Raw genomic sequence first — 20,092 nt, 5'->3', positions numbered from 1 at the left:
CTTTCAGAGAAAATCGTCGCGGCGTGGCGAGAAGCTGTCGATCAGGCGACCCGCCTCGAGGCAGCGGCAGCCGTGCAGCGCCTCGGAGGGGATCACGAAGCAATCGCCGGGGCCGACCTCGGTTTCCTCGCCGTCGATGCTGAAGACGAAGCGGCCCGCCGCGACGAAAGACGACTGCACATGTGGGTGCCGGTGCAGCTTGCCCTCGGCGCCGTCTTCGAAGGTGAAGGCGACGACCATCAGCGCCGGATCGTCGGCCAGCACCTGTCGGGTCACACCGGGATCGGCCGGAACGACGGGGAAATCCTGAGGCATGGTACGCTCCTTGGCAGGCGTCAGGTCAGAGGCGATAGGCGTCCTTGGCCAGACGGTAGGTCAGATCATGGGCGACCTCGAAGGCATCCGGTTCGGACAGGCGGCCCGAGGCGACAAGCGTGGCGAGGTAGGCGCAGTCGACGCGCCGGGCGACATCGTGGCGTGCGGGGATCGAGCAGAAGGCGCGGGTGTCGTCGTTGAACCCGACGGTGTTGTAGAATCCGCAGGTTTCGGTGGTCATCTGCCGGTAGCGCATCATGCCTTCGGGGCTGTCGAAGAACCACCAGGCCGGCCCGAGCTTGAGCGATGGGTAGACGCCGGCCAGCGGCGCCAGTTCGCGCGAATAGGCGGTCTCGTCCAGGGTGAAGAGGACCACCGCAAGGCGCGGGTCTGTCCCCACCGCGTCGAGCAACGGTTTCAGCGCGCGCACGTAATCCGTCCGCGTCGGAATATCGAAACCCTTGTCGCGTCCGAAGCGCGCCATCGTCGGCTCAGAGTGATTGCGGAACGATCCGGGATGGATCTGCAGCACCAGCCCGTCGTCGAGGCTCATGCGGGCCATTTCGGTCAGCATGTGGCCGCGGAACGCGTCGGCCTCTTCTGACGTGCAGTCTCCGGCCAGCGCCTTGGCAAAGAGCGCGGCGGCTTCGGCCTGCGAAAGATCCTCGGTCCGCGCGGTTGGGTGACCGTGATCCGAGGAGGTGGCCCCGAAGCTCTTGAAGTAATCCCTCCGCGCGCGATGCGCGGCAAGATAACCTGTCCAGCTTGTCGTGTCCTCGCCGGTCAGATCGCCCAGCCGGGCGATGTTGTCCGCGAACCCCTCGAACTCGGGGTCGATCACCGCGTCCGCGCGATAGGCGGTCACGACGCGGCCCGCCCAGCCCGACTCTCGAATGGTGCGGTGGTGGTCAAGCGGATCGAGTGCGCTTTCCGTCGTCGCGATGACTTCGATGTTGAAGCGCTCGAAAAGCGCGCGCGGGCGAAACTCGGGCTTTGCAAGACAGTCGGCGATCTGGTCGTAGATCCCGTCTGCGGTCTCGGCGGACAATGCTTCCGTGACGCCGAAGACGTCCTGGAAGGCGTGTTCGATCCACATCCGTGAGGGTGTGGCACGGAAGAGGTGGAAGTTGGCGGCGAACAAGCGCCAGATCTTGCGCCCGTCGGTTTCCACCGGGCCGCCGTCGACGCGCGGCACACCCAGATCCTCCAGCCCGACGCCCTGGCTGTAAAGCATCCGGAAAACGTAGTGATCCGGCGTGACGAACAGCTGCGCGGGATCGGGGAAAGGGTCGTTCTGCGCATACCAGCGAGGGTCGGTGTGACCGTGCGGGCTGATGATGGGAAGATCCTGAATGTCGCCGTAAAGCGCGCGGGCGATGTCGCGGCTGCGCGGGTCGAGCGGGAACAGTCGATCTGGGTCGAGGCGCGCCATGGGTCCTTTCCGGCGTCACGAAAAGGCGTGACAGGCCAAGTTTGGCAATCTAGTATGTTAGCATATCAGATCTTGTCAACGGCAATCGGGGCAGCGTGCATGGCGGACGCGCCGCAACTCAGACCGGTCGAGCCGGTGCACAGACCGTCTGTCTCGGACCAGGTGTTCGAGGCGCTGTACGCTCAGGTGCTGTCGCTCGATCTCGCGCCCGGAACGAAGATCTCCGAAGCCGAGGTTGCAAAGCAGCTCGACGTGTCGCGCCAACCGGTGCGCGACGCGTTCTGGCGTCTGTCGCAGCTGGGCTTCCTGCTGATCCGCCCGCAGCGCGCCACGGTCGTAAGCCAGATCTCGGCCGCCGACATCTTCAAGGCGCGCTACATCCGGACCGCGCTCGAGGTGGAAACGGTGCGCCGCGCCTGCCGCGAACTCGACGGCGCGCAGTTCGACGCGCTCAAGGCGCTGATCGACGCGCAGCGCGCCGCGCTAGACGCCGGAGACAAGAAGCGCTTTCACGAACTCGACGATGCCTTCCACCGCAGCATTTGCGAGGAAGCCGGTGTCGGGTTCTGCTGGGACGTGATCCGCGAGAAGAAGGCCCATACCGACCGGGTGCGGTTTCTGTCGCTCGGCTTCGCTTCGCAATCGGCGCTGGAGGATCATGTGAAGATCCTCGCGGCGATCCGGTCGGGGAATGCCAACGAGGCGGAAGCGGCATTGCGGCTGCATCTGGGGCGCATCGAGCCGCTGGTCGAGCGATTGAGGCTCGACAATCACGAATGGTTCGTCGAGGAAGACTGAATGAGCACGCGTATCCTCTCCATCGGAGAATGCATGATCGAAATGGCCCCGTCCGGCACGCCGGGTCAGTTCTCGATGAATTTCGCCGGCGACACGCTCAACACGGCCTGGTACCTGCGCAAGCTGCTGCCGCAGGGTTTCTCGGTCGAATACCTGACCGACATCGGCATGGATTCCGCCTCGCACAAGATGCGCGCCTTCATGGAGGAGCACGGCATCGGGACCGGCCAGATCCGAATGCGCCAGGACCGGACGGTGGGGCTTTACCTGATCGAGCTCGAAGGCGCTGAACGCCATTTCTCGTACTGGCGTGGCCAGAGCGCCGCGCGCTGCCTTGCCGACGATCCCGAGCGGCTGGCAGATGCGGTTCGCAACACGGGTCTGGTCTATTTCTCAGGCATCACGCTGGCGATCCTCGATCCCGCCGGGCGCCATGCGCTTTTGACGGCGGTCGAGGAGGCGCGCCGTCACGGCACAACGGTGGCCTTCGATCCGAACCTGCGGCCCGGTCTTTGGGACAGCCACGAAGAGATGTGTGCGGCGGTGATGTCCGCGGCCAGCCATTCGGACATCGTGCTGCCCTCCTTCGAGGACGAGGCGAGCTTTTTCAATGACGCCGACGGGTCCGCCACGGCGCAACGCTACGCCGGTCAGGGCGCGTCTCTGGTGGTGGTCAAGAACGGTGCCGGCGCGCTCGTCACGCTGCACGAGGGCGAAACGGCCGAACACACGCCGCGCCCGGTCGAGGATGCGGTCGATACCACCGCCGCCGGCGACAGCTTCAACGCCGCCTTCCTTGCCGAATGGATCGAAAAAGGGGCCGTGGCACCGGCTGTCGCGCGCGGCTGTGCCGTCTCGGGCGAGGTGATTCGCCATCGCGGTGCGCTGGTCGCCCTGGACTAGGGCCGCGCGGCTCCGCTACCAGGACTTGCCGCGCGCGGTCACCGGCCAGAGCGTTTCGACATGCCCGTCGCGTATCCCGACGTACCAGTCGTGCAGGTTGCAGGTCGGGTCGCAATGCCCCGGCACCAGCCAGAGCCGGTCGCCGACCGCAAGCGCGCCGCCGGGGTCCGACACCGTGCCATGCTCGTCCGAGGCGCTCTCGTAGACCACGTCGTCGCGCCCGAAGATCTCCGGCAGCCCGCTGTCGAGCGACATCACCTTGAGGCCGGCATCGACGACCGCACGGTCAGGTTGCGCATGGCTCATCACCGAGGTCAGCAGGAACAGCGCGTTCTCGAACTCGGTTGCATCGAGCCTGTCGCCCTTTGCGTCGCGCACGCGCCCGTAGTCGGCGTCCATGAACGCGTAGGAGCCGCATTGCAGCTCGTTGTAGAGCCCCGACAAGGCTTCTAGCCGGAACGAGCCGGTGCCGCCGCCGCCCACCGTGTTGCAGGCAAGACCCGCCTCGGTCAGCGTCTCGACGCAGTCCGCAGTCGTGGCGATCATCCTGCGCGCCGCCGCCGCGCGCTCGGCGTGGTCGCGGATGTGTTGCATCGCGCCCTGGTAGGCCTGCACCCCTTCGAATGTCAGCCCGTCGGCACCGTCGATCAGCTGCGCAAGCGCCACCGCTTCAGGCCCCGCGGCCACGCCGCAGCGCGCCTGTCCCACGTCGATCTCGACAAGGCAGCCAATCGTCGTCCCCGCCGCGGTGGCCGCCTCCGACAGTTCGGCCACGTTGGCGGCGTCGTCGACGCAGCAGGTCACCCGCGCGCCCAGTTTCGGAAGGTCCGCCAGCCGCGCGATCATGCGGCGGTCGCGCACCTCGTTGGTCACGAGGATGTCGCGAATGCCACCCCGCACGAAGGCTTCTGCCTCGCTCACCTTCTGGCAGCAGACCCCGCAGGCCCCGCCGATCTCCTGCTGAAGACGCGCCACATCCGCCGAGCGGTGCATTTTGCCATGCGCCCGATGCCGCACGCCGGCGGTGCGTATGAACGCCCCGAGCTTGCGGATATTGCGTTCCAGCGCGTCGAGGTCGAGCACGAGACAGGGCGTGATGACCTCGGAAACCGATTGGCCGACAAGCGCGGGCACATCGTAGCCCAGAACGAGCGGATCCGGTTCGGAGTGATCTGGCACGGTGGTCTTCCCCTCGCGTTTTGGTCCCGGCGCCTGCCGCGTTCAGTCCTTGCGCAGCCGATCGGCGCGTTTTCGCAGCAGGACCGAGCGCAGATCGTGCATCGCAAGCAGCAACGCCTCGCCCACCTCGTCGAGCTCATCCGGCGTGGCCCTGGACTGCGCCCAATGCGCCACCAGCTTCAGCCGATCCACTGTGCGTTGAATGTCGTCGGTCTCGCGCCGGTCGAGCGTGGCGCGGCGTTCGCTCATCCAGCCGCGGATCGCGGCCTGGTCGGCTTCGGACAATTCGCTGCCGCCATGCGGCCGGATCTCCCCGTTCCGGATGTTGACGACGGCGATCTGCGTCAACTCGATGCGCTGATCGCGGGCCTGCGTGCCGACACGAAACACCGTCGCTCCGTTTTCGCGGGTTCGGAAATAGTATTCGGGCAGATCGCGCACCGGTCCTCCTCGGGCTGCTCTTCCAGATCGTCAGACCCCGCGCGGCAAGTCAATGGCCGCGCGGGTCTTCTCTGGTTCGGAAATATCCCCGCCGGAGGCAGCGCGCCCCGGCGCGCATGTCTGCGCTACCTCAACCCGGCGCAGAACCGCTGGATCCGCGTGCAGGCCTCTGTCAGCGCCGCGTCCGAGGTCGCGTAACTGATCCGGAAGGCCGGAGACAGGCCGAAGGCCGCGCCGAAGACAACCGCGACCCCGGTTTCCTCCAACAGCGCCGTCGCGAAGTCCTCGTCCGAACCGATTTCCGCACCGCCCGCCGAGGTCTTGCCGATCAGCCCGGCGATCGAGGGGTAGACGTAGAACGCGCCTTCCGGCACCGGGCAGGTCACGCCCTCGATCTCGTTCAGCATCGACGCCACGAGATCGCGCCGCCGTTTGAAGACCGCGTTGTTCTCGGCGATGAAATCCTGCGGGCCGGTCAACGCCTCGACCGCCGCCCATTGCGAAACCGAGCACGGGTTCGAGGTCGACTGCGACTGGATCTTGCGCATCGCCGCGATCAGCTTCTCGGGTCCGGCCGCGTAACCGATGCGCCAGCCGGTCATCGCGTAGGCTTTCGACACCCCGTTGACCGTCAGCGTCCTGTCATGAAGCCGTGGTTCAACCTCGGCAGGCGTGCAGAACCGGAAATCGTCGTAAGCCAGATGCTCGTACATGTCATCCGTCATAACCCAGACATGCGGGTGCTGCATCAGCACGTCGGTCAGCGCCTTGAGTTCGTCCCGGTTGTAGCCCGCGCCCGTCGGGTTCGACGGCGAGTTGAAGATCAGCCACTTGGTCTTCGGCGTCATCGCCGCCTCGAGTTGCTCGGCGGTCAGCTTGTAGCCGGTCTGAAGCTGCGCCTCGGCGATCACCGGCGTGCCTTGCGCCAGCAGAACCATGTCGGGATAGCTGACCCAGTAGGGCGCCGGGATCACAACCTCGTCGCCCGGGTTCAGCGTGGCCATCAGTGCGTTGTAGAGCACCTGCTTGCCGCCGGTCCCGACCGTCACTTGCGCCGGTGTGTAGTCCAACCCATTGTCACGCTTGAACTTTTCACAGATCGCCCGTTTCAGCTCTGGAATTCCGTCGACAGGCGTGTATTTTGTCCTCCCGAGGTCGATCGCGGCGATCGCGGCATCCTTGATGTTCTGCGGCGTGTCGAAATCCGGCTCGCCCGCGCCCAGCCCGATGACGTCTTGACCGGCCGCCTTGAGTTCGGCTGCCTTCGTCGTGACGGCGATGGTCGGGGACGGTTTGACACGTGCAAGCGTCGCTGACAGCAGTTCCATGGCGGCCTCGGTCGGATAGGGAAATCGAAGGTTTGCCCTCCTCTTAGAGGCACCTCCCGCAGCGTTCAAGCGGGATCGGAATTAAGTGAAAGGATGACCATGACCACCGAGCAGGACTGGTACGGACCCGACACCGCGACATTCGGAGACAGGCTGACCGGCGCGCGGGAGGCGGCAGGCATGAACCAGACCGACCTCGCCCGGCGCCTTGGCGTGCGGCTCGAGACGTTGCGGGCATGGGAAGAGGACGTCAGCGAACCGCGTGCCAACCGCCTGTCGATGATCTCGGGCCTGCTCAACGTGTCAATGCGCTGGCTGCTGACCGGGCAGGGCGACGGCGTCGAGGCGCCGGACGGGCTCGATACGCCCGAGGCCATGCCGCTTCTGCACGAGCTGCGCGAATTGCGCTCGGACATGCTGAACCGCGCCGAGCAGCTCGGCCGTCTCGAAAAGAAACTGCGCGCCGCGCTGCGGGGCTGAGCGGTTGACCGGGGAGACGCGCGAACACCGGATCAAGCGGCTACGGATGCGCTCGATGCGCCGGGGCATCCGCGAAATGGACCTCATCCTCGACGCCTATGCCGGTCGCAACCTCGGCGGCATGGACGCCGAGGGGCTCGACCGTTTCGAGGCGCTGCTCGACGAGAGTGATCACGACCTCTACCAGTGGATCTCCGGGCAGACGCCGGCACCGGGACCGCATGCCGCGCTCATCGACGACATCGTCCGACAACTGCCGCGCGCGCGGGGCTGACGGGCAGCGCGCGCTGCGTTTGCCGCCTTTTAACGAAATCTTGTGCTTTCCGGCGCAGGTTGCCCCCGACCGCAACGAGTCGGAGTGCAAGATGAGCGTGCAAGATCCAATTCCCGCCGGGATTCAGGTGGCCGGTCAAAGCCGGGGTTTCATGCTCGGCTATCTCGAGGCCTTGTCGCTGGTCGAACGGCTGCACCGCCTGCTGCTCGACGTCATCAAGGACGAGTTCGAGCGTGTCGGGGTGCTTGAGATCAACGCGGTGCAGGCGCTTTTGCTTTTCAACATCGGCGAGAACGAAGTGACGGCGGGCGAGCTCAAGACCCGCGGCTACTACCAGGGCAGCAATGTCAGCTACAATCTCAAGAAACTCGTCGACATGGGTTACATGCATCACCAGCGCTGCGACATCGACCGCCGCTCGGTCCGGGTCAGGTTGACCGAAAAGGGGCGCAAGATCCGCGATGTCGTCGCGGCACTTTTTGCCAGGCATGCCGACGGGCTCGAACAAAAGCAGGTGCTTGGCCCGGAAGGCATCGACGACATCACCCGCTCGCTCAAGCGGATGGAACGGTACTGGAGCGAACAGATCCGCTACATCTACTGACGTTCGGGCGCTACCGCGTCTTCGTCCGCCGCGACCAGTCGGGCGTCGCCGGGCAGATCGAGCCGGCTGACCAACTCCCCGTCAAGTTCCCGCCGCAGCTTTCGCGTCATCGCCTCGGCGTAGGCCTCGTATCCAAGCGCGGTCTCGACGAAGGCGTCCGGTCCCACGATGACCTCGGCCCGGAAATAGGCCGACAGCTCGGCGATCTCGCCCATGCGCCCCTCGCCAGTCCGGCGCGCTTCGGTACCAATCACGAGACCGTTGACCGTCACGCCGGAGGCCGCGACCGATGCTTTCACGTCGCGCGGCCGCGGCCCGAGGTTGGACTTCCCGTCACCGGACAGATCCAGCGTGTGCCGCGCGCAACCCGGCTGTTGCGCAAGATAGGCGACGCCGACGCTCATCGCCTCGCCAAGCGCTGTTCCGGGCGTCGCGTCGCGCCGGCTGGTCGCGGCAAGCACGGCGCTGATCGCGGCAATGTCGCCACGTGAGGTCACGGGCGTCCATGGAACCAGTGTCGCCTGGTCTTCGGGGCCGCTCCATTCGAAGATGAGCAGCGATATCGGTGCATCGGGGCGGCTCAGAAGGGCGCGCACCACGCCGTCGTCGTTCAGCGCAGTCACCACCCCGTCAAGCTGCATCCGGTACTCGCGCAGGTCGACCGATCCCGAAACATCGAGGCCGAGCGCGAGCGCCTGCCGGCAATCGGCCTGCGCCTGTGCGCAAAGGCCCAGAAACGCCACAAAGACGCCGACCGCGCGCAGCACCCGCTCAGCCCCGCCCGCCGGGGCCGGCACCCGGCGCCGCGCCGACAACGGGCGCGGTCAACTCGCGCTCGAGCTTGCGGCGCATGGCGCGTTCGTAATCCTCGAACCCGTCGGCGATCTCGAGAAAGGCGCCTGCGCCCCGGATCACCTCCTGCCGGTAGAACGCGATCAGCCCGGTCTCGACCTCGAAGTCCGCGCCGTTGACCACCAGCCCGTTGACGGTAACGCCGTCGAAGGGAAACTCAGCGTAGGCGAGCGCCGGGGCGAAACCTTCGTTGTTCTGTCCGTCCCCGGCGATGTCCAGCGTACGCGACAGGCAGGGCGGCGCCTCGGCCAGCAGGCCCGCGCCGAACCCCAGCGCATATCCCATCGCCGTTGGAAAGTCGTTGTGGCTCCGCCGGCTCTCGGCGATCGTGAGCGCGGCATCGAGCAGCTTGGCATCGCTGTCGATCAGCACCCAGTCAAGCAGCACTTCCTGATTGTAGCGCCCGGACCATTCGTAAACGGCCAACGCCACCGGCATGTCGGACGAGAAGAAGGCGGCGCGCACCTCCGGGGCAGCCAGCGCCGCGGCCATGCCGCCGCGCTGCAACCGGTCCTCGGCAGCATCGACCGAGCTCGACACGTCGAGCGCAAGAAGCAGCGCGAGTCGGCACGGCCGCGCCTCTGCAGCGCTCGCGCCGAGGGCCAGCGCGAGCAAGGTCGCCGCCGCGCGCTTCACCAGTGGCCGGTGTTTTCCATGCTCTGCCAAGGTTCCGCCGACGGCAGATCGTCGCCTTCCTGCAGCAATTCGATCGAGACGTTGTCGGGCGAGCGGACAAAGGCCATATGCCCGTCGCGCGGCGGACGGTTGATCGTCACGCCGTTGTCCATCAGCTTTTGGCAGGTTTCGTAAATGTTGTCGACGCGGTAGGCGAGGTGCCCGAAATGCCGGCTGTCCGAGGGCAGCCCCTCGTCACCGTCCCAGTTGTAGGTCAGTTCGACGGGACACTCCTCCTGCCCGGGAGGTGCCATGAACACCAGCGTGAAGCGGCCCTTGTCGTTCTCCATCCGGCGCGTCTCTTTCAGGCCGAGCAACTCGTAGAAGGCCATCGACTTCTCCAGATCCTTCACCCGGACCATCGTGTGCAGATACTTCAGGCTCATTGCGCGTTCCTTTCACGTTCCATCGCGCCGGAACCTAGCATGCCCCGCCACGGTTGCCAGCGCGATCAGAACTTCGATTCGATGCCGACCGACACCGAGGTCTCGCGCGTGTCGAAACGGCTCACGTTGGAATACTTGCGCCCCGTGCTGATCCGCAGGTTGGGCGCGAAGCCCGCGTAGTCGATGTCGGGAAAGAAGAAGTTCACGTCCCCGTAGACCGACTTGTCCTGGCGACCGCCCGGTACTTCGAAGACCGCGATGTAGTCCGGGTAATCCGAATAGCCGAGCGTCAGACCAGCCGTGACCCGGGCCGGGCCAAGCTTGCGGTCGAAGCCGTAGACCGCCCGGAGCGCGGCGGAGTCGTAACGGGCGTTCTCGAAGTCCGAGGTGATGCGCTGCAGGTTCAACGACATGCCGATGGCGTCGCCGTTGGCAAGTTCGTGATCGACCGCGCCCACGAGTTCGTATTCGGTAGCGTTGAACAGCGAGGCGAAATCGTTGAACTGTCGCTCGACAGATCCGTCGAGAGACAGCGCAGTCGCATCGCCCAGTCTCCAGCTTCGACCGGCATTGAGCTCGATGAAGTCGTAGCTCGGATCGCCACCGTACCACAGCCGCCCGACCGCCCCGCCGACGCGGGCGACGCCCTTTGCCTCGCCCACCGCAAACGCATGGTCGAGCGTAGCGGCGAGGTAAGTGTAGCCGAAATCGCTGTTTGAGACCTCGGGCGCTTTGTCGCGCGCCTCGTCGTTGAGGGCGACGCGCTGGATGTAGACGCGGAGACCCGCGGAGGTCTGGCTGCGATCATCGGCCCGCAGCCTGTAGCCGAGATTGAAGTCGGTCGCGAAAACGGTTCCGGGCAGGGCGAGCGCGGCGCCGCTCAGCACGCCGGTGAACGGAATGCCGTCGATCACCTGCAACGCGGAATCCGCCCCGTCATTGACATTGTCCGACGGCCGCACGGCGGTCCGCAGGTAGAAGCTGAACGGGTTGATCCGCCGCACCCGGGCATAGTCCTCGGCGATACGCTGCTCGATCTCGACGCTCGGCGCGTATTGCGCCGCGCGCCGCAGCCAGATCTGGGTCGTGGTCGGTCGTGAATCGGCAAATGCGAGCCGCGCGGCGAGCTCGGCCGACTGGAACCGGCTCAGATCGTCCCCGGAAAGCCGGTAGGCGCGCGCCGCCGAGCGTCGCCCCCTGCCGGGCCGGCCCAACTGCCCCTGTGCCTCGGCGACGAGATAGTGGACGACCGCGTCGTCGGGGTTGGCGGCCAGCAGCGCCTCGCCGAGCCGCACCACCAGCTCCGGCGCGTCGCCGGCTGCGGCCGCCTCGATCGCGATGCCACGGGCCTCGTCGACCGAAAGCGTGACCTCGTCCGGTTCCGTGTCAGCGCCGGCGGTCGCCGCGCTCAGGCAAAGACAAAGCGCCACGGCCCTCGGGACGTGGCGCATGGCCCGGGCTGCCGCGCGCAAGAGCACCTAGGGCTTGGGCTGTTTGCAGAGGCGGTCCTGCCCCTTCTTGCCACAGGCTCCCATGACGAACACGCCGTGCTCGATGATGCCGTCGAAGCCGTTGATGTGCTCTTCGGCCTTCAGGACGCCCGCGACCTCCGAGGCGCCCTTGCCGCCGAAGACGCCGCCGTAGCTTCCCTTGACGGTGTTGCCCTGAGAGACGGTACTTGTGAAGCTGCCGTTGTCGTCGATGTTGCCCGCGTCCAGTGCAAGATCGCGGACCCGCAGTGTGTCGCCGTCGCCGTCGACGTAATCGACCACCTTGCGGCGGGTGATGATGCCATCGACGCGCCGGTCCGAGAAACTGCCGGTCACCAGCGCCCGGCCCGTGACCTCGGCGGCCTGTTTCGAGCGGAAGGATTGCGGCGTGCCGTCCTTGACCTCGATCAGGTCCTCGCCCGACCCCTCGATGTTGAGCATGCCGACATAGCGCCCGGCATAGCTGATCAGGCCGCGCTGCCGGTTGCTGCCCTCGTCGACCGGGGCGGAATAGGTCTTGGCGGAGTAGCGACCGCCGGCGAAGAACTCCTCGAACTGGCCGCCGGTGACCACGACCGCGGCCCGGGTGCCCCGGATATCCTTGACGTAGGCCGTGCTGTGCCGGTCCAGGGACCCGTCCTGCTGGGTGTAGGCCTCGTAACCCGCGCGGTCGAGATTGGCGCGGCGGCGGTACTTGGCACGGAACGGGCTGTCCTCGAGGTCGACGCCGCGGATGGTCAGCGTTTCCTTGTTCGGGTTGTAGCTGAAGCCGCGCAGGTTGCCGGACAGCTCTTCCGGAATATCCGGACCGGTCGGCTCTTCCGTGCCGGGGCCTTCGGACGCGCTGTCCTCTTCGAACGGGTTGCCGTCGCCGCAGGCCGCAAGCGAAAGGCACAGCACAAGGCTGAGGGTTGGAAGTTTCATGCTCGACTGCCTCTGTCTCGAATTTTTTCGACAGTTTCCTTCCGCGCCGCCTTTTGTCAATTACACCAAAGCGATGCGCACGGCGTGTGTTGCAGCCTTGCCGATGCGCAATACCGCATATCGCGGTTCCCGCCTGCCGACCTGCCAGATATAGTGCGACACGACTCATCTGGTAGAAAGGACCGTCCCATGCCGCTCAGCCCCGACCAGCAGGCCGAAATCGACGCGTTGCGGGCCGAGCCCCGGCCCACCCTGCGTGCGGTGAGCGAAGGCATGGAGGCGCATCTCTACAAGGCCGTGCCGGTGCTTGACCACGGTTTTGTGCGGGTCATCGACTACATGGGCGACGACGCGGCGATCTGCCAGGCGGCGCGGGTCAGCTATGGCCGCGGCACGAAATCGGTCTCCAACGACGAGGGGCTGATCCGTTATCTCATGCGCCACTGGCACTCGACTCCGTTCGAGATGTGCGAGCTGAAATTGCACGTCAAGCTGCCGGTCTTCGTCGCCCGCCAGTGGATCCGGCACCGCACCGCCAACGTCAACGAATACTCCGCGCGCTACTCGATCCTCGACCGCGAATTCTATATCCCCGCGCCCGATGCGCTGGCCGCGCAATCGACCGTCAACAACCAGGGCCGCGGTGCGGCGCTGGAAGGCGCCGAGGCGGCGCGGGTGCTGGAGATCCTGAAGGCCGACAGCAACCGGTGCTACGACCATTACGAAGAGATGATCTCGCAGGAGGGGCAGAACGGGTTGGCGCGCGAACTCGCCCGCATGAACCTGCCCGCGAACGTCTACACCCAATGGTATTGGAAGGTGGACCTGCACAACCTTTTCCATTTCCTGCGGCTTCGCGCCGACACCCACGCCCAATACGAGATCCGGGTCTACGCCGAGGCGATCTGCGACATGGTCGCCGACTGGGTTCCGGCGGCATATCGGGCGTTCGAGGATTATCGCCTGGGTGGGGCGACGCTCTCGGGCAAGGCGCTGGAGTGCCTCCGGCGGATGCTCAAGGGTGAGGAGGTCACGCAGGAGACGTCCGGTATGAGCAAGGGGGAATGGCGGGAGTTTGAGGGGGTGATTGGGTAATGGCGAATGGTCGGTCCGTTCGACTCTACCTCGCAGACGGTACTGCGACTGGAATTCTCACTGCTGAAATTATGAATTGGACTGGTCATGTACTCGCTGCGCCTCGCACTCGCCTCGAAGATGCACTTGGCAGATCCGAACTGAAACGAACAGGTGTGTATTTGCTTTACGGCCCCGATGATCAGGGGAGCAGTCTGACAAGAGTTTATGTTGGCGAGGGTGATGAGATTGGCAAGCGCCTGTATGAGCACAATAAGTCTAAAGATTATTGGGATCATTTTATTGCTGTTACGAGCAAGGATATGAACTTGACCAAGGCGCATGTGCGTTTTCTCGAGGGACGAGTAATTGGGTTGATTGAATCCGCTAAAAGATCGGTAATCGATAATTCCACAGCGCCATCGTTTGAATTACTTCCTGAGGCAGACATCTCAGATATGCATACTTTCTTAGAAGAAATGCAGTTGATTTTCCCGGTCATTGGCTTTGATCTCCTGAAACAACAGAAGAGTAAGGCTGGTGGAACCGCCATAAGGCATACGGCGACTCAACTTGAGCCAGAGCTAGCGGAAGTTACCTTCATTCTAGAAAACAAGGGCGCCGGAATATCTGCGCGCGCAGTGGAGAGCGAAGGTGAGTTCGTTCTGATGGCGGGGTCTGTAGGTTCGCTCAAGGAAAAGGTTTCATTTAATGAAAAAGTTAAATCATTCCGTGATGAAGCGAAGAATTTTGGAATTATGGTTCACGAGGGTGAGAGGAATTTTCGCCTTTGTGAGGATGTTTCTTTTGGGAGCCCTAGCGCAGCAGCTGTTTTTCTCTTTGGAACATCTCGTAATGGACGAACTGATTGGATAGTTGAAGGTCGTAACGTAAACTACGGGACATGGAAGCAGGAACTCATCGACGCTATGTCTGCCCACAAAGGTATGGAAAATTAGCCCGACTTCGGTGTTTCTCGCTCGGCAACGCCGGGCAGCACCCGACCCGCCCCTCAGGGCGGAAGCTTCTCGCCCACCCTCGGGTCCGGCGCTACCCTCATCGCGTAGACGAACTCCGGCGCACCCGAAAACCTTCCGAACCGGCGCTGGGCGCAAAAGACCTACGCAGAATGCCGATCTGCCGCATCGCAGAAAAAAGCCGCGCCCGAAGGCGCGGCAGTCGAGGCAGGTCTCAAAACTCAGGCGGCTTGGCGATCGTGGCGGCCTTCCTTCACTTCCTCGATGATCTTCGCCACGAAGGCGTCGAGATCTCCGGGGTTGCGGCTGGTGATGATGCCATGGTCGGTCACCACCTCGGCATCTGTCCACTTGCCGCCGGCGTTCTCGAGATCGGTGCGCAGGGACGGCCAAGAGGTCACGTTGCGGTCGCGGGCGACGCCGGCTTCGACCAGCAGCCACGGTCCGTGGCAAATCGCGGCCAGCACCTTGCCGGAGTCAGCGAAGCCCTTCACCAGCGCAATGGCCTCTTCGTTCATGCGCAGGATGTCGGGGTTGATCTGCCCGCCGGGCAGGACCAGCGCGTCGTAGGTCTCGACAGACGCCTCCGAGATCGACAGGTCCGCCGGAACGCTCTCGCCCCAGTTCTTGTCATCCCAGCCGGTGATCTCGCGGCCTTCGGGCGAGGCGACATGCACCTCGGCGCCGGCCTCGCGCAGTTTCGTCAGCGGCACCTGCAGTTCGGACTGTTCGAACCCGTCGGTAGCCATGATCAGGATTTTCGCATTGGTGATCTCGGTCATGTCATGCTCCTTTCTCTGTCGCCCCGCGGCGCGGGGATCACCCGCACAACGGGCATCGTGGCGCGAGGTTCCATGTCGCCGCGCGCCGCGCGATCACGGTGCCGTCACCCGTCGACTGCGCGGCCCCCGGAACGCAGCGCCGTGAAATCGCTGGCGTGGCGCGACCGCCGGTGCTAGAATTCTATCGGTGGTAGTGACATTCCCGGCCGGGCCCTGCAGCCGGAGCGCGCACCCTCACGCGGCTCCGAATGGTCCGGCGGCATTGCGCGCTTCGCCGGTTCGCGCCTGCCCGCCCTCGGGGGCGTGCAAGGGCAACAACCGACGGAACTCCTGACCTCCCCCGGGGCAGCGCGATGCGCCAGCCGCCCGGTCGCTCCGGGCGGCTGTTTTCATGGCGGGGGACGATAACCCTTTGACAGCGCGGGCGCGTCGGTGACACTCGCGCCCATGCTCATCCTCGACGCTCTGCCGGACGACTTCACCGAGAACCCGTTTCCGCATTACGACCGGCTGCTGCGCGAGGCGCCGGTCTGCCCGCAGCCCGACGGCTCTGTGCTGGTGGCGCGCCATGCCGACCTGACCGCGATTTACCGCGATACCGAAACCTACATCTCGGACAAGCACGCGGTCTTCGCACCCAAGTTCGGACCCGGCAGCCCGCTCTACGAGCACCACACCACGAGCCTCGTGTTCAACGACCCGCCGCTGCACACGCGGGTCCGGCGGATCATGACCTCGGCCTTGACCCCGCGGGCGCTGCAGCGGATGGAGCCGGGGCTGATCTCGACCATCGACGCGCTGCTCGACGAGATGCCGGACCAACCGGACCTGATCGAGGACTTCGCGGCCTCGATCCCCATCCAGGTGATCGGCAACCTGCTCGACGTGCCTACAGCCGAGCGCGGGCCGCTGCGCGACTGGTCCCTGGCGATCCTCGGCGCCCTCGAGCCGGTGCTGAGCAGGCAAGAGCTTGACCGGGGGCATGAAGCCGTGCGGGGGTTCAAGGCCTACCTTGCGGATCTCATCGCGCGGCGACGGGTCGCTCCGGGGGATCCCGAGACCGACGTTCTGACCCGGCTGATCGCGGGCGACGCCGACGGCAAGCTGTCCGAGATCGAGCTGATCCAGAACTGCATCTTCATTCTCAACGCCGGGCACGAGACCACGACCAACCTGATCGGCAACGCGCTGGCGCTGCTCCACGACCATCCGGACCAGAAGGCGCGGCTGCAGCTAGAGCCCGGGCAGATCGACAGTGCGATCGAAGAGGTGCTGCGGGTCAACTCGCCCAACCAGTTCGGCAATCGCGAAACTGCGCGGGCGGTGACGCTGGGCGGCGTGTATATCCCCGCGGGCACCAACCTGCACCTGTGCATCGGGGCGGCAAACCGGGATCCGGAGGTGTTCGAGGCGCCCGACCGGTTCGACATCGCGCGACGCCCGAACCGTCATCTGGCCTTCGCCGGCGGCCCGCATGTCTGTGTCGGGCTGACGCTGGCACGGATGGAAGGGCGGATCGCTGTCGCAAGTTTCCTACAGCGATACCCGGATTACGAGATTGCTGCCCGGCGGCACGGTGGGCGCGTGCGGTTTCGTGGCTACGCGTCGCTCGAGGCGCGTCTCGGCTAGACCGCGCGCGTCGGCCCTGCGATTGGTGTCCGACCCTGGCGGATCGGACGAGGCGAATTCTTCCGGGAGCCGTCTCTGACGGGCCTTCGAATTGCGATGAAGCGGGTCAGGCGACCCGTGAAACCGTCAGAGCAGTTTCAGGTCGGTCGCCATCTTGCGACCGTCGCGTCCCTCGGACAGCTCGAAGCTGACTTTCTGATTGTCGGCCAGCCCGGTCAGACCGGAGCGTTCGACGGCCGAAATATGCACGAAAACATCCGACCCTCCGCTCTCGGGCGCGATGAAGCCGTAGCCTTTCGTCGTGTTGAACCATTTCACGGTGCCATTTGGCATGGTTTCCGTGCCTCCTTTAGACAGTCTTGCCGCACGACAAGTCGCGTGCGGGCATTCAAGTGCGGAGGAAGACGCGGTCAGCAACCCTCCCCCACGTAAGGAGATTGCACGTCGGATTGAAAAATCAAGGCAAACAGGATGAAAGTTGCGGAGATTCGCGATGCGCAACCGGAGGGAGGGAAAATCGAGTGCAACTCTACGGTCTGAAGACATGCGACACCTGCCGGAAGGCGCTGAAGGCGCTTCCCGAGGCGGAACTGGTCGACGTGAGGGCCGACGGCCTGCCCGCAACGGTGTTTCGCCGTGCGCTGGATGAATTCGGACCGGCGCTGGTCAACACGCGCTCGACAACCTGGCGCGGGCTCGATCCGGCAGAGCGCGATTTGCCGCCCGCCGATCTGATCGCGCAACACCCCGCGCTGATGAAACGGCCGCTGATCGATGCTGGCGGAACGCTGCACCTCGGCTGGACGGACGAGACGCGCGCGGCGCTGGGAGTCTGACCTAGCTGGCGAACCGGCGCAGGGCGCGGTCGGCCGAGAGTGGCCCGGCGCCCTTGAGGACGAGGACCAGCAGGACGAAGACCCAAAACGTGCGCTGGTCCATGATCACGCTGTCGGGGAACCGGTCGAACCAGGCGCCCATTGTCGCCGGGTCTTCGAGTGCGCCGTGGCCGTAGATGTCGGTGAGGCTCTGGACCACGACGAAGCCGATCATGCCGAGGGCGGCGAGGCGGGTCAGCAGGCCGATGACTATCAGAAGCGGCAGCACGAACTCGGCGACGGTTCCGGCGAACACCACCGCCCAGTGCCAGAAGGCAAGTTGCGAGGTGTCGTAGCCGACGGCCTCCATCGCTTTGGGAAAGATCTGCGCATAGGCGCCTACCGAGGGCCGGAAGAGGCCGAAGATCCCGTCGCCCAGCTTGGTGACGCCGGAAACCCAGAAATAGAACAAAAGGGTGGCCGCGAAGACGAAGCGCGCCAGCAGGCTCAAAAGCCAGTCGGACCGGTTCAGGCGATCGGCGATGTGAAGGTAGACTGAATTCATGGCGTTTCCGATTCCACTTCGAGTTTCAGGGCGCCCGTGTCGAGCGCGAGCGTGAGGGTCGCGGCAAGGTCGAAGTCCGGATGTCCAGACAGCACCGCCTGCTGCGCGGCACCAAGCGTCTTCCCGTCCTCCAATGCCTCAAACCACGCCGCCGCTCCATTCCGCAGAAGATGCGGCGCGGGGTCGTAGTCGGTCCGGACCACCAGAACGTCCTGCGCCACGGCGCGCGGTTTCGGCGCGCCCGGCTGCATCGTGAAACGCCAGATGTCGAACAGCGGCCAGTCAGAACGCAGAACGATGCTGGAGGGGGCCAGCTTCAGCCGGAGATCGTCGAGGGTGTCGGGATCGATATGCAGGTCCTCGGGCGCCAGCGGCATGCAATCCGCCGCGTGGTAGGAGCGCCGCAGGGCGAGGTCGAGCCGGGCGCAGTCGGGCAGGTATCCGAGGTGCGCAAGCGGTTCGTAGGACGCCAGAAAGCGGGGCATCGTATCCCCGTAGAACATCATCACCGGCGAACTTGGTGGCGACGTGCGCAGATAGGCCAGCGCCAGCGGGTCGAACTTGTCCCCGACAAGCCTGCGCAGCAGCGGAAACGCGACACGCAACGCGTCCAGCAGCGAAACCGTGACATTGTTGCGATAGACCGAGAAACGCCGTCCGGCGGTGCGGTCCGCGGCATCGTGCAGCCCTTCCGGCACGGGCGTTTCGGGGTTCAGCAGGGCGGCCCTGAAATCGCTCTGCGAAACGCTCATGCGGCCTCTTGTCGCGACAGGCTGGCGGCGACTCGGCCCGCTTCGGAGCGCAGCCCGGCCCAGTCCGGCACGTCGTTGTCGCGCTCGAGCAGAACGGGACGTGGGCCGGAGCGGGCGAGGGTGTAGTCGAGAAGCGCCCAGACCGGTTCGACCACCGGCTTGCCGTGACTGTCGATCAGAAGCGGCGCCCCCGTGTCGTCGGCATCCTCGTCATGCCCGCCGACGTGCATTTCGCCGACATGCTCCAGCGGGAAAGCGTCGATGTAATCTTGCGGCGACTGGTCGAGGTTCACCGCCGAGACGAATACGTTGTTCACGTCAAGCAGGAGTCCGCAGCCGGTGCGCGCCACGAGTTCAGACAGAAAATCGGTTTCCGACCACGTGCTTTCGGCGAACGTCAGGTAGCTCGACGGATTCTCCAGCAGCATTCGGCGCCCAAGCGCCTCCTGCACTTCGTCGATGTGCCTCGCCACGCGCGTCAGCGTTGCCGTGGTATAGGGCAGCGGCAGCAGGTCGTTGAAATACTCCGCGCCGTGGGTCGACCAGGCGAGATGCTCCGAAAACGATGCCGGCTGGACCGTCTTCACCAGATGCGCCAGCCGCGCCAGATGCTCGGGGTCGAGCGGACCCTCTCCACCGATGCTCAGACCGACGCCGTGGACCGACAGCACGAAGCGTTCGGACAAGGCCCGCAGCTGCGCCTGCGGACGTCCGCCGTCGCCCATGTAGTTCTCGGCATGCACCTCGAGCCACGCGACCGGGCCGGGGTCGGCCATGAGGTCGGCGAAATGCTGCGGCTTGTAGCCGACGCCGGCAGCATTGGGCAGCCGTTCGAATCTGTCCGGGGTGTCTTTCATTCCGACCATCCAGCGATGGGGAGCTCGCGCGCAAGACCAGCGGGATCGCAGCGGCGGGCGGTGGTCCGCCCGCCGGTTCGAACGCGGGTCAGGCCGGCAGATCGCGGTCCAGCGGCTCCAGCGAGCCTTCGCGCGGCGTGCCATCAGCCATCTCGGGCAGGTCGATCTCGGTGCATGTGCCCTTGTCGACCAGCGTCCAGGCATTGCCCTGGTAGTCGGTCACAGAAGTGCCGGCGCAGGTCGTGCCCGGTCCGGCTGCGCAGTCGTTCGCGCCAGCCAGAGACACACCATAGCATTTCTCTTTCGCGGCGGCCTGTGCCGGCGTGGAATGCGCGACGAGGGCCGCGGCAACGGCACCGGCGACAGCAACGGTTTTTACAGTATTGGACATGGTTAGCTCCCTTGCACGGTTCTTTCGTGTGGACATTTGTAACTCGCCGGGCATGCGCGTCGCTACTCACGACCGGGTGAGTCACGCTCGCGTCAGCACTGCGTGTCGCATAGCGCTTGAAACCGACCGCGTGCACGCCCGAGAGGTGAGAAATGTTACAATCGCGCGA

At 65.2% G+C, this 20,092-nt stretch carries 25 protein-coding genes; 9 read left to right on the top strand and 16 right to left on the bottom strand.

The annotated features are described in order from the left end of the window. Positions 1-3: 3 nt before the first annotated feature. Both R5H30_RS16885 and uxaC read right to left on the bottom strand, forming a co-directional pair. Positions 4-315 (bottom strand): cupin domain-containing protein, encoded by a 312-nt coding sequence (locus R5H30_RS16885; protein WP_318329718.1) that lies wholly within the window; start codon positions 313-315, stop codon positions 4-6. Between the two features lie 25 nt (positions 316-340). Continuing rightward, positions 341-1,747, bottom strand: coding sequence for a glucuronate isomerase (uxaC, locus tag R5H30_RS16880; RefSeq protein WP_318329717.1), 1,407 nt, complete (start codon positions 1,745-1,747; stop codon positions 341-343). A 99-nt stretch (positions 1,748-1,846) separates the two neighbouring features. Between uxaC and R5H30_RS16875 the strand changes: the two genes are divergently transcribed. Continuing rightward, the gene (locus R5H30_RS16875) at positions 1,847-2,545 is read left to right on the top strand and encodes a GntR family transcriptional regulator (protein ID WP_318329716.1); all 699 of its coding nucleotides are present in this window, start codon (positions 1,847-1,849) and stop codon (positions 2,543-2,545) included. Next, a complete protein-coding gene (locus tag R5H30_RS16870; RefSeq protein WP_318329715.1) occupies positions 2,546-3,448 on the top strand; it encodes a sugar kinase in 903 nt (300 codons plus the stop codon). Positions 3,449-3,463: 15 nt separating this feature from the next. Here R5H30_RS16870 and R5H30_RS16865 read toward each other — a convergent pair whose 3' ends face one another. From R5H30_RS16865 to R5H30_RS16855, 3 genes are all read right to left on the bottom strand, one after another. Further along, positions 3,464-4,627 (bottom strand): DSD1 family PLP-dependent enzyme, encoded by a 1,164-nt coding sequence (locus R5H30_RS16865; RefSeq protein ID WP_318329714.1) that lies wholly within the window; start codon positions 4,625-4,627, stop codon positions 3,464-3,466. Between the two features lie 42 nt (positions 4,628-4,669). Continuing rightward, positions 4,670-5,068 (bottom strand): hypothetical protein, encoded by a 399-nt coding sequence (locus R5H30_RS16860; RefSeq protein ID WP_318329713.1) that lies wholly within the window; start codon positions 5,066-5,068, stop codon positions 4,670-4,672. Positions 5,069-5,193: 125 nt separating this feature from the next. Then, entirely contained in the window at positions 5,194-6,396 is a 1,203-nt protein-coding gene (locus R5H30_RS16855; RefSeq protein ID WP_318329712.1) for a pyridoxal phosphate-dependent aminotransferase, read from the bottom strand. A 99-nt stretch (positions 6,397-6,495) separates the two neighbouring features. Between R5H30_RS16855 and R5H30_RS16850 the strand changes: the two genes are divergently transcribed. From R5H30_RS16850 to R5H30_RS16840, 3 genes are all read left to right on the top strand, one after another. Next, positions 6,496-6,876 carry a helix-turn-helix domain-containing protein gene (locus R5H30_RS16850; protein WP_318329793.1) on the top strand — a complete coding sequence of 127 codons (381 nt, stop codon included), beginning with the start codon at positions 6,496-6,498 and terminating at the stop codon, positions 6,874-6,876. Between the two features lie 46 nt (positions 6,877-6,922). Next, positions 6,923-7,150, top strand: a complete 228-nt coding sequence (locus R5H30_RS16845) for a succinate dehydrogenase assembly factor 2 (protein ID WP_318329792.1) — start codon at positions 6,923-6,925, stop codon at positions 7,148-7,150. Between the two features lie 91 nt (positions 7,151-7,241). Beyond that, on the top strand, positions 7,242-7,754 hold the full coding sequence (locus R5H30_RS16840; RefSeq protein WP_318329711.1) for a MarR family winged helix-turn-helix transcriptional regulator: 513 nt from the start codon (positions 7,242-7,244) through the stop codon (positions 7,752-7,754). Here R5H30_RS16840 and R5H30_RS16835 read toward each other — a convergent pair. The 5 genes from R5H30_RS16835 to R5H30_RS16815 all read right to left on the bottom strand — a co-directional run bounded on the left by R5H30_RS16835 (position 7,748) and on the right by R5H30_RS16815 (position 12,081). Continuing rightward, positions 7,748-8,521, bottom strand: coding sequence for a DUF1194 domain-containing protein (locus R5H30_RS16835; RefSeq protein WP_318329710.1), 774 nt, complete (start codon positions 8,519-8,521; stop codon positions 7,748-7,750). The two genes, R5H30_RS16840 and R5H30_RS16835, sit on opposite strands and share 7 nt — an antisense overlap. 4 nt (positions 8,522-8,525) lie before the next feature. Further along, positions 8,526-9,242: a DUF1194 domain-containing protein gene (locus R5H30_RS16830; protein ID WP_412105149.1), complete on the bottom strand. Its 717-nt coding sequence runs from the start codon at positions 9,240-9,242 to the stop codon at positions 8,526-8,528. Next, positions 9,239-9,667, bottom strand: coding sequence for a VOC family protein (locus tag R5H30_RS16825; RefSeq protein ID WP_318329709.1), 429 nt, complete (start codon positions 9,665-9,667; stop codon positions 9,239-9,241). Before R5H30_RS16825 ends, R5H30_RS16830 begins: the two co-directional genes overlap by 4 nt. Positions 9,668-9,732: 65 nt before the next feature. Next, the gene (locus R5H30_RS16820) at positions 9,733-11,118 is read right to left on the bottom strand and encodes a tetratricopeptide repeat protein (protein ID WP_318329708.1); all 1,386 of its coding nucleotides are present in this window, start codon (positions 11,116-11,118) and stop codon (positions 9,733-9,735) included. A gap of 27 nt (positions 11,119-11,145) precedes the next feature. Further along, positions 11,146-12,081 (bottom strand): thymidylate synthase, encoded by a 936-nt coding sequence (locus tag R5H30_RS16815; RefSeq protein ID WP_318329707.1) that lies wholly within the window; start codon positions 12,079-12,081, stop codon positions 11,146-11,148. Between the two features lie 189 nt (positions 12,082-12,270). On the opposite strand from R5H30_RS16815, the gene thyX reads away from it, so the two are divergent. Both thyX and R5H30_RS16805 read left to right on the top strand, forming a co-directional pair. Beyond that, the gene (gene thyX, locus R5H30_RS16810; RefSeq protein ID WP_318329706.1) at positions 12,271-13,176 is read left to right on the top strand and encodes an FAD-dependent thymidylate synthase; all 906 of its coding nucleotides are present in this window, start codon (positions 12,271-12,273) and stop codon (positions 13,174-13,176) included. After that, positions 13,176-14,114 carry a GIY-YIG nuclease family protein gene (locus R5H30_RS16805; protein WP_318329705.1) on the top strand — a complete coding sequence of 313 codons (939 nt, stop codon included), beginning with the start codon at positions 13,176-13,178 and terminating at the stop codon, positions 14,112-14,114. Before thyX ends, R5H30_RS16805 begins: the two co-directional genes overlap by 1 nt. Positions 14,115-14,353: 239 nt before the next feature. On the opposite strand, the gene R5H30_RS16800 is transcribed toward R5H30_RS16805, so the two are convergent. Next, complete coding sequence (locus tag R5H30_RS16800; RefSeq protein ID WP_318329703.1) at positions 14,354-14,914, bottom strand: type 1 glutamine amidotransferase domain-containing protein; 561 nt, start codon at positions 14,912-14,914, stop codon at positions 14,354-14,356. Positions 14,915-15,361: 447 nt separating this feature from the next. Here R5H30_RS16800 and R5H30_RS16795 point away from each other — a divergent pair, with 447 nt between their 5' ends. Beyond that, positions 15,362-16,543 (top strand): cytochrome P450, encoded by a 1,182-nt coding sequence (locus R5H30_RS16795; RefSeq protein WP_318329701.1) that lies wholly within the window; start codon positions 15,362-15,364, stop codon positions 16,541-16,543. Between the two features lie 126 nt (positions 16,544-16,669). Here the strand turns inward: R5H30_RS16795 and R5H30_RS16790 are convergent, their stop codons facing one another. After that, positions 16,670-16,876: a cold-shock protein gene (locus R5H30_RS16790; protein ID WP_318329700.1), complete on the bottom strand. Its 207-nt coding sequence runs from the start codon at positions 16,874-16,876 to the stop codon at positions 16,670-16,672. Between the two features lie 188 nt (positions 16,877-17,064). Here R5H30_RS16790 and R5H30_RS16785 point away from each other — a divergent pair, with 188 nt between their 5' ends. Then, positions 17,065-17,379, top strand: coding sequence for an arsenate reductase family protein (locus R5H30_RS16785; RefSeq protein ID WP_318329699.1), 315 nt, complete (start codon positions 17,065-17,067; stop codon positions 17,377-17,379). A 1-nt stretch (position 17,380) separates the two neighbouring features. Here the strand turns inward: R5H30_RS16785 and R5H30_RS16780 are convergent, their stop codons facing one another. The 4 genes from R5H30_RS16780 to R5H30_RS16765 form a co-directional block, all read right to left on the bottom strand. Then, positions 17,381-17,923, bottom strand: a complete 543-nt coding sequence (locus tag R5H30_RS16780; protein WP_318329698.1) for a DoxX family protein — start codon at positions 17,921-17,923, stop codon at positions 17,381-17,383. Beyond that, positions 17,920-18,675 (bottom strand): HvfC/BufC family peptide modification chaperone, encoded by a 756-nt coding sequence (locus R5H30_RS16775; protein WP_318329697.1) that lies wholly within the window; start codon positions 18,673-18,675, stop codon positions 17,920-17,922. Before R5H30_RS16775 ends, R5H30_RS16780 begins: the two co-directional genes overlap by 4 nt. Further along, positions 18,672-19,532 (bottom strand): MNIO family bufferin maturase, encoded by an 861-nt coding sequence (gene bufB, locus R5H30_RS16770; protein WP_318329696.1) that lies wholly within the window; start codon positions 19,530-19,532, stop codon positions 18,672-18,674. The genes R5H30_RS16775 and bufB overlap by 4 nt, the downstream gene beginning before the upstream one ends. Before the next feature lie 88 nt (positions 19,533-19,620). Beyond that, entirely contained in the window at positions 19,621-19,923 is a 303-nt protein-coding gene (locus tag R5H30_RS16765) for a BufA1 family periplasmic bufferin-type metallophore (protein WP_318329695.1), read from the bottom strand. Positions 19,924-20,092: the final 169 nt, after the last annotated feature.

The sequence above is a fragment of the Roseobacter sp. FCG-D35 genome (genome assembly GCF_033436665.1).
In the GTDB taxonomy this organism is placed as follows: Bacteria; Pseudomonadota; Alphaproteobacteria; order Rhodobacterales; family Rhodobacteraceae; genus JAWQFO01.
This window is presented reverse-complemented; position numbering and strand designations above follow the sequence as displayed.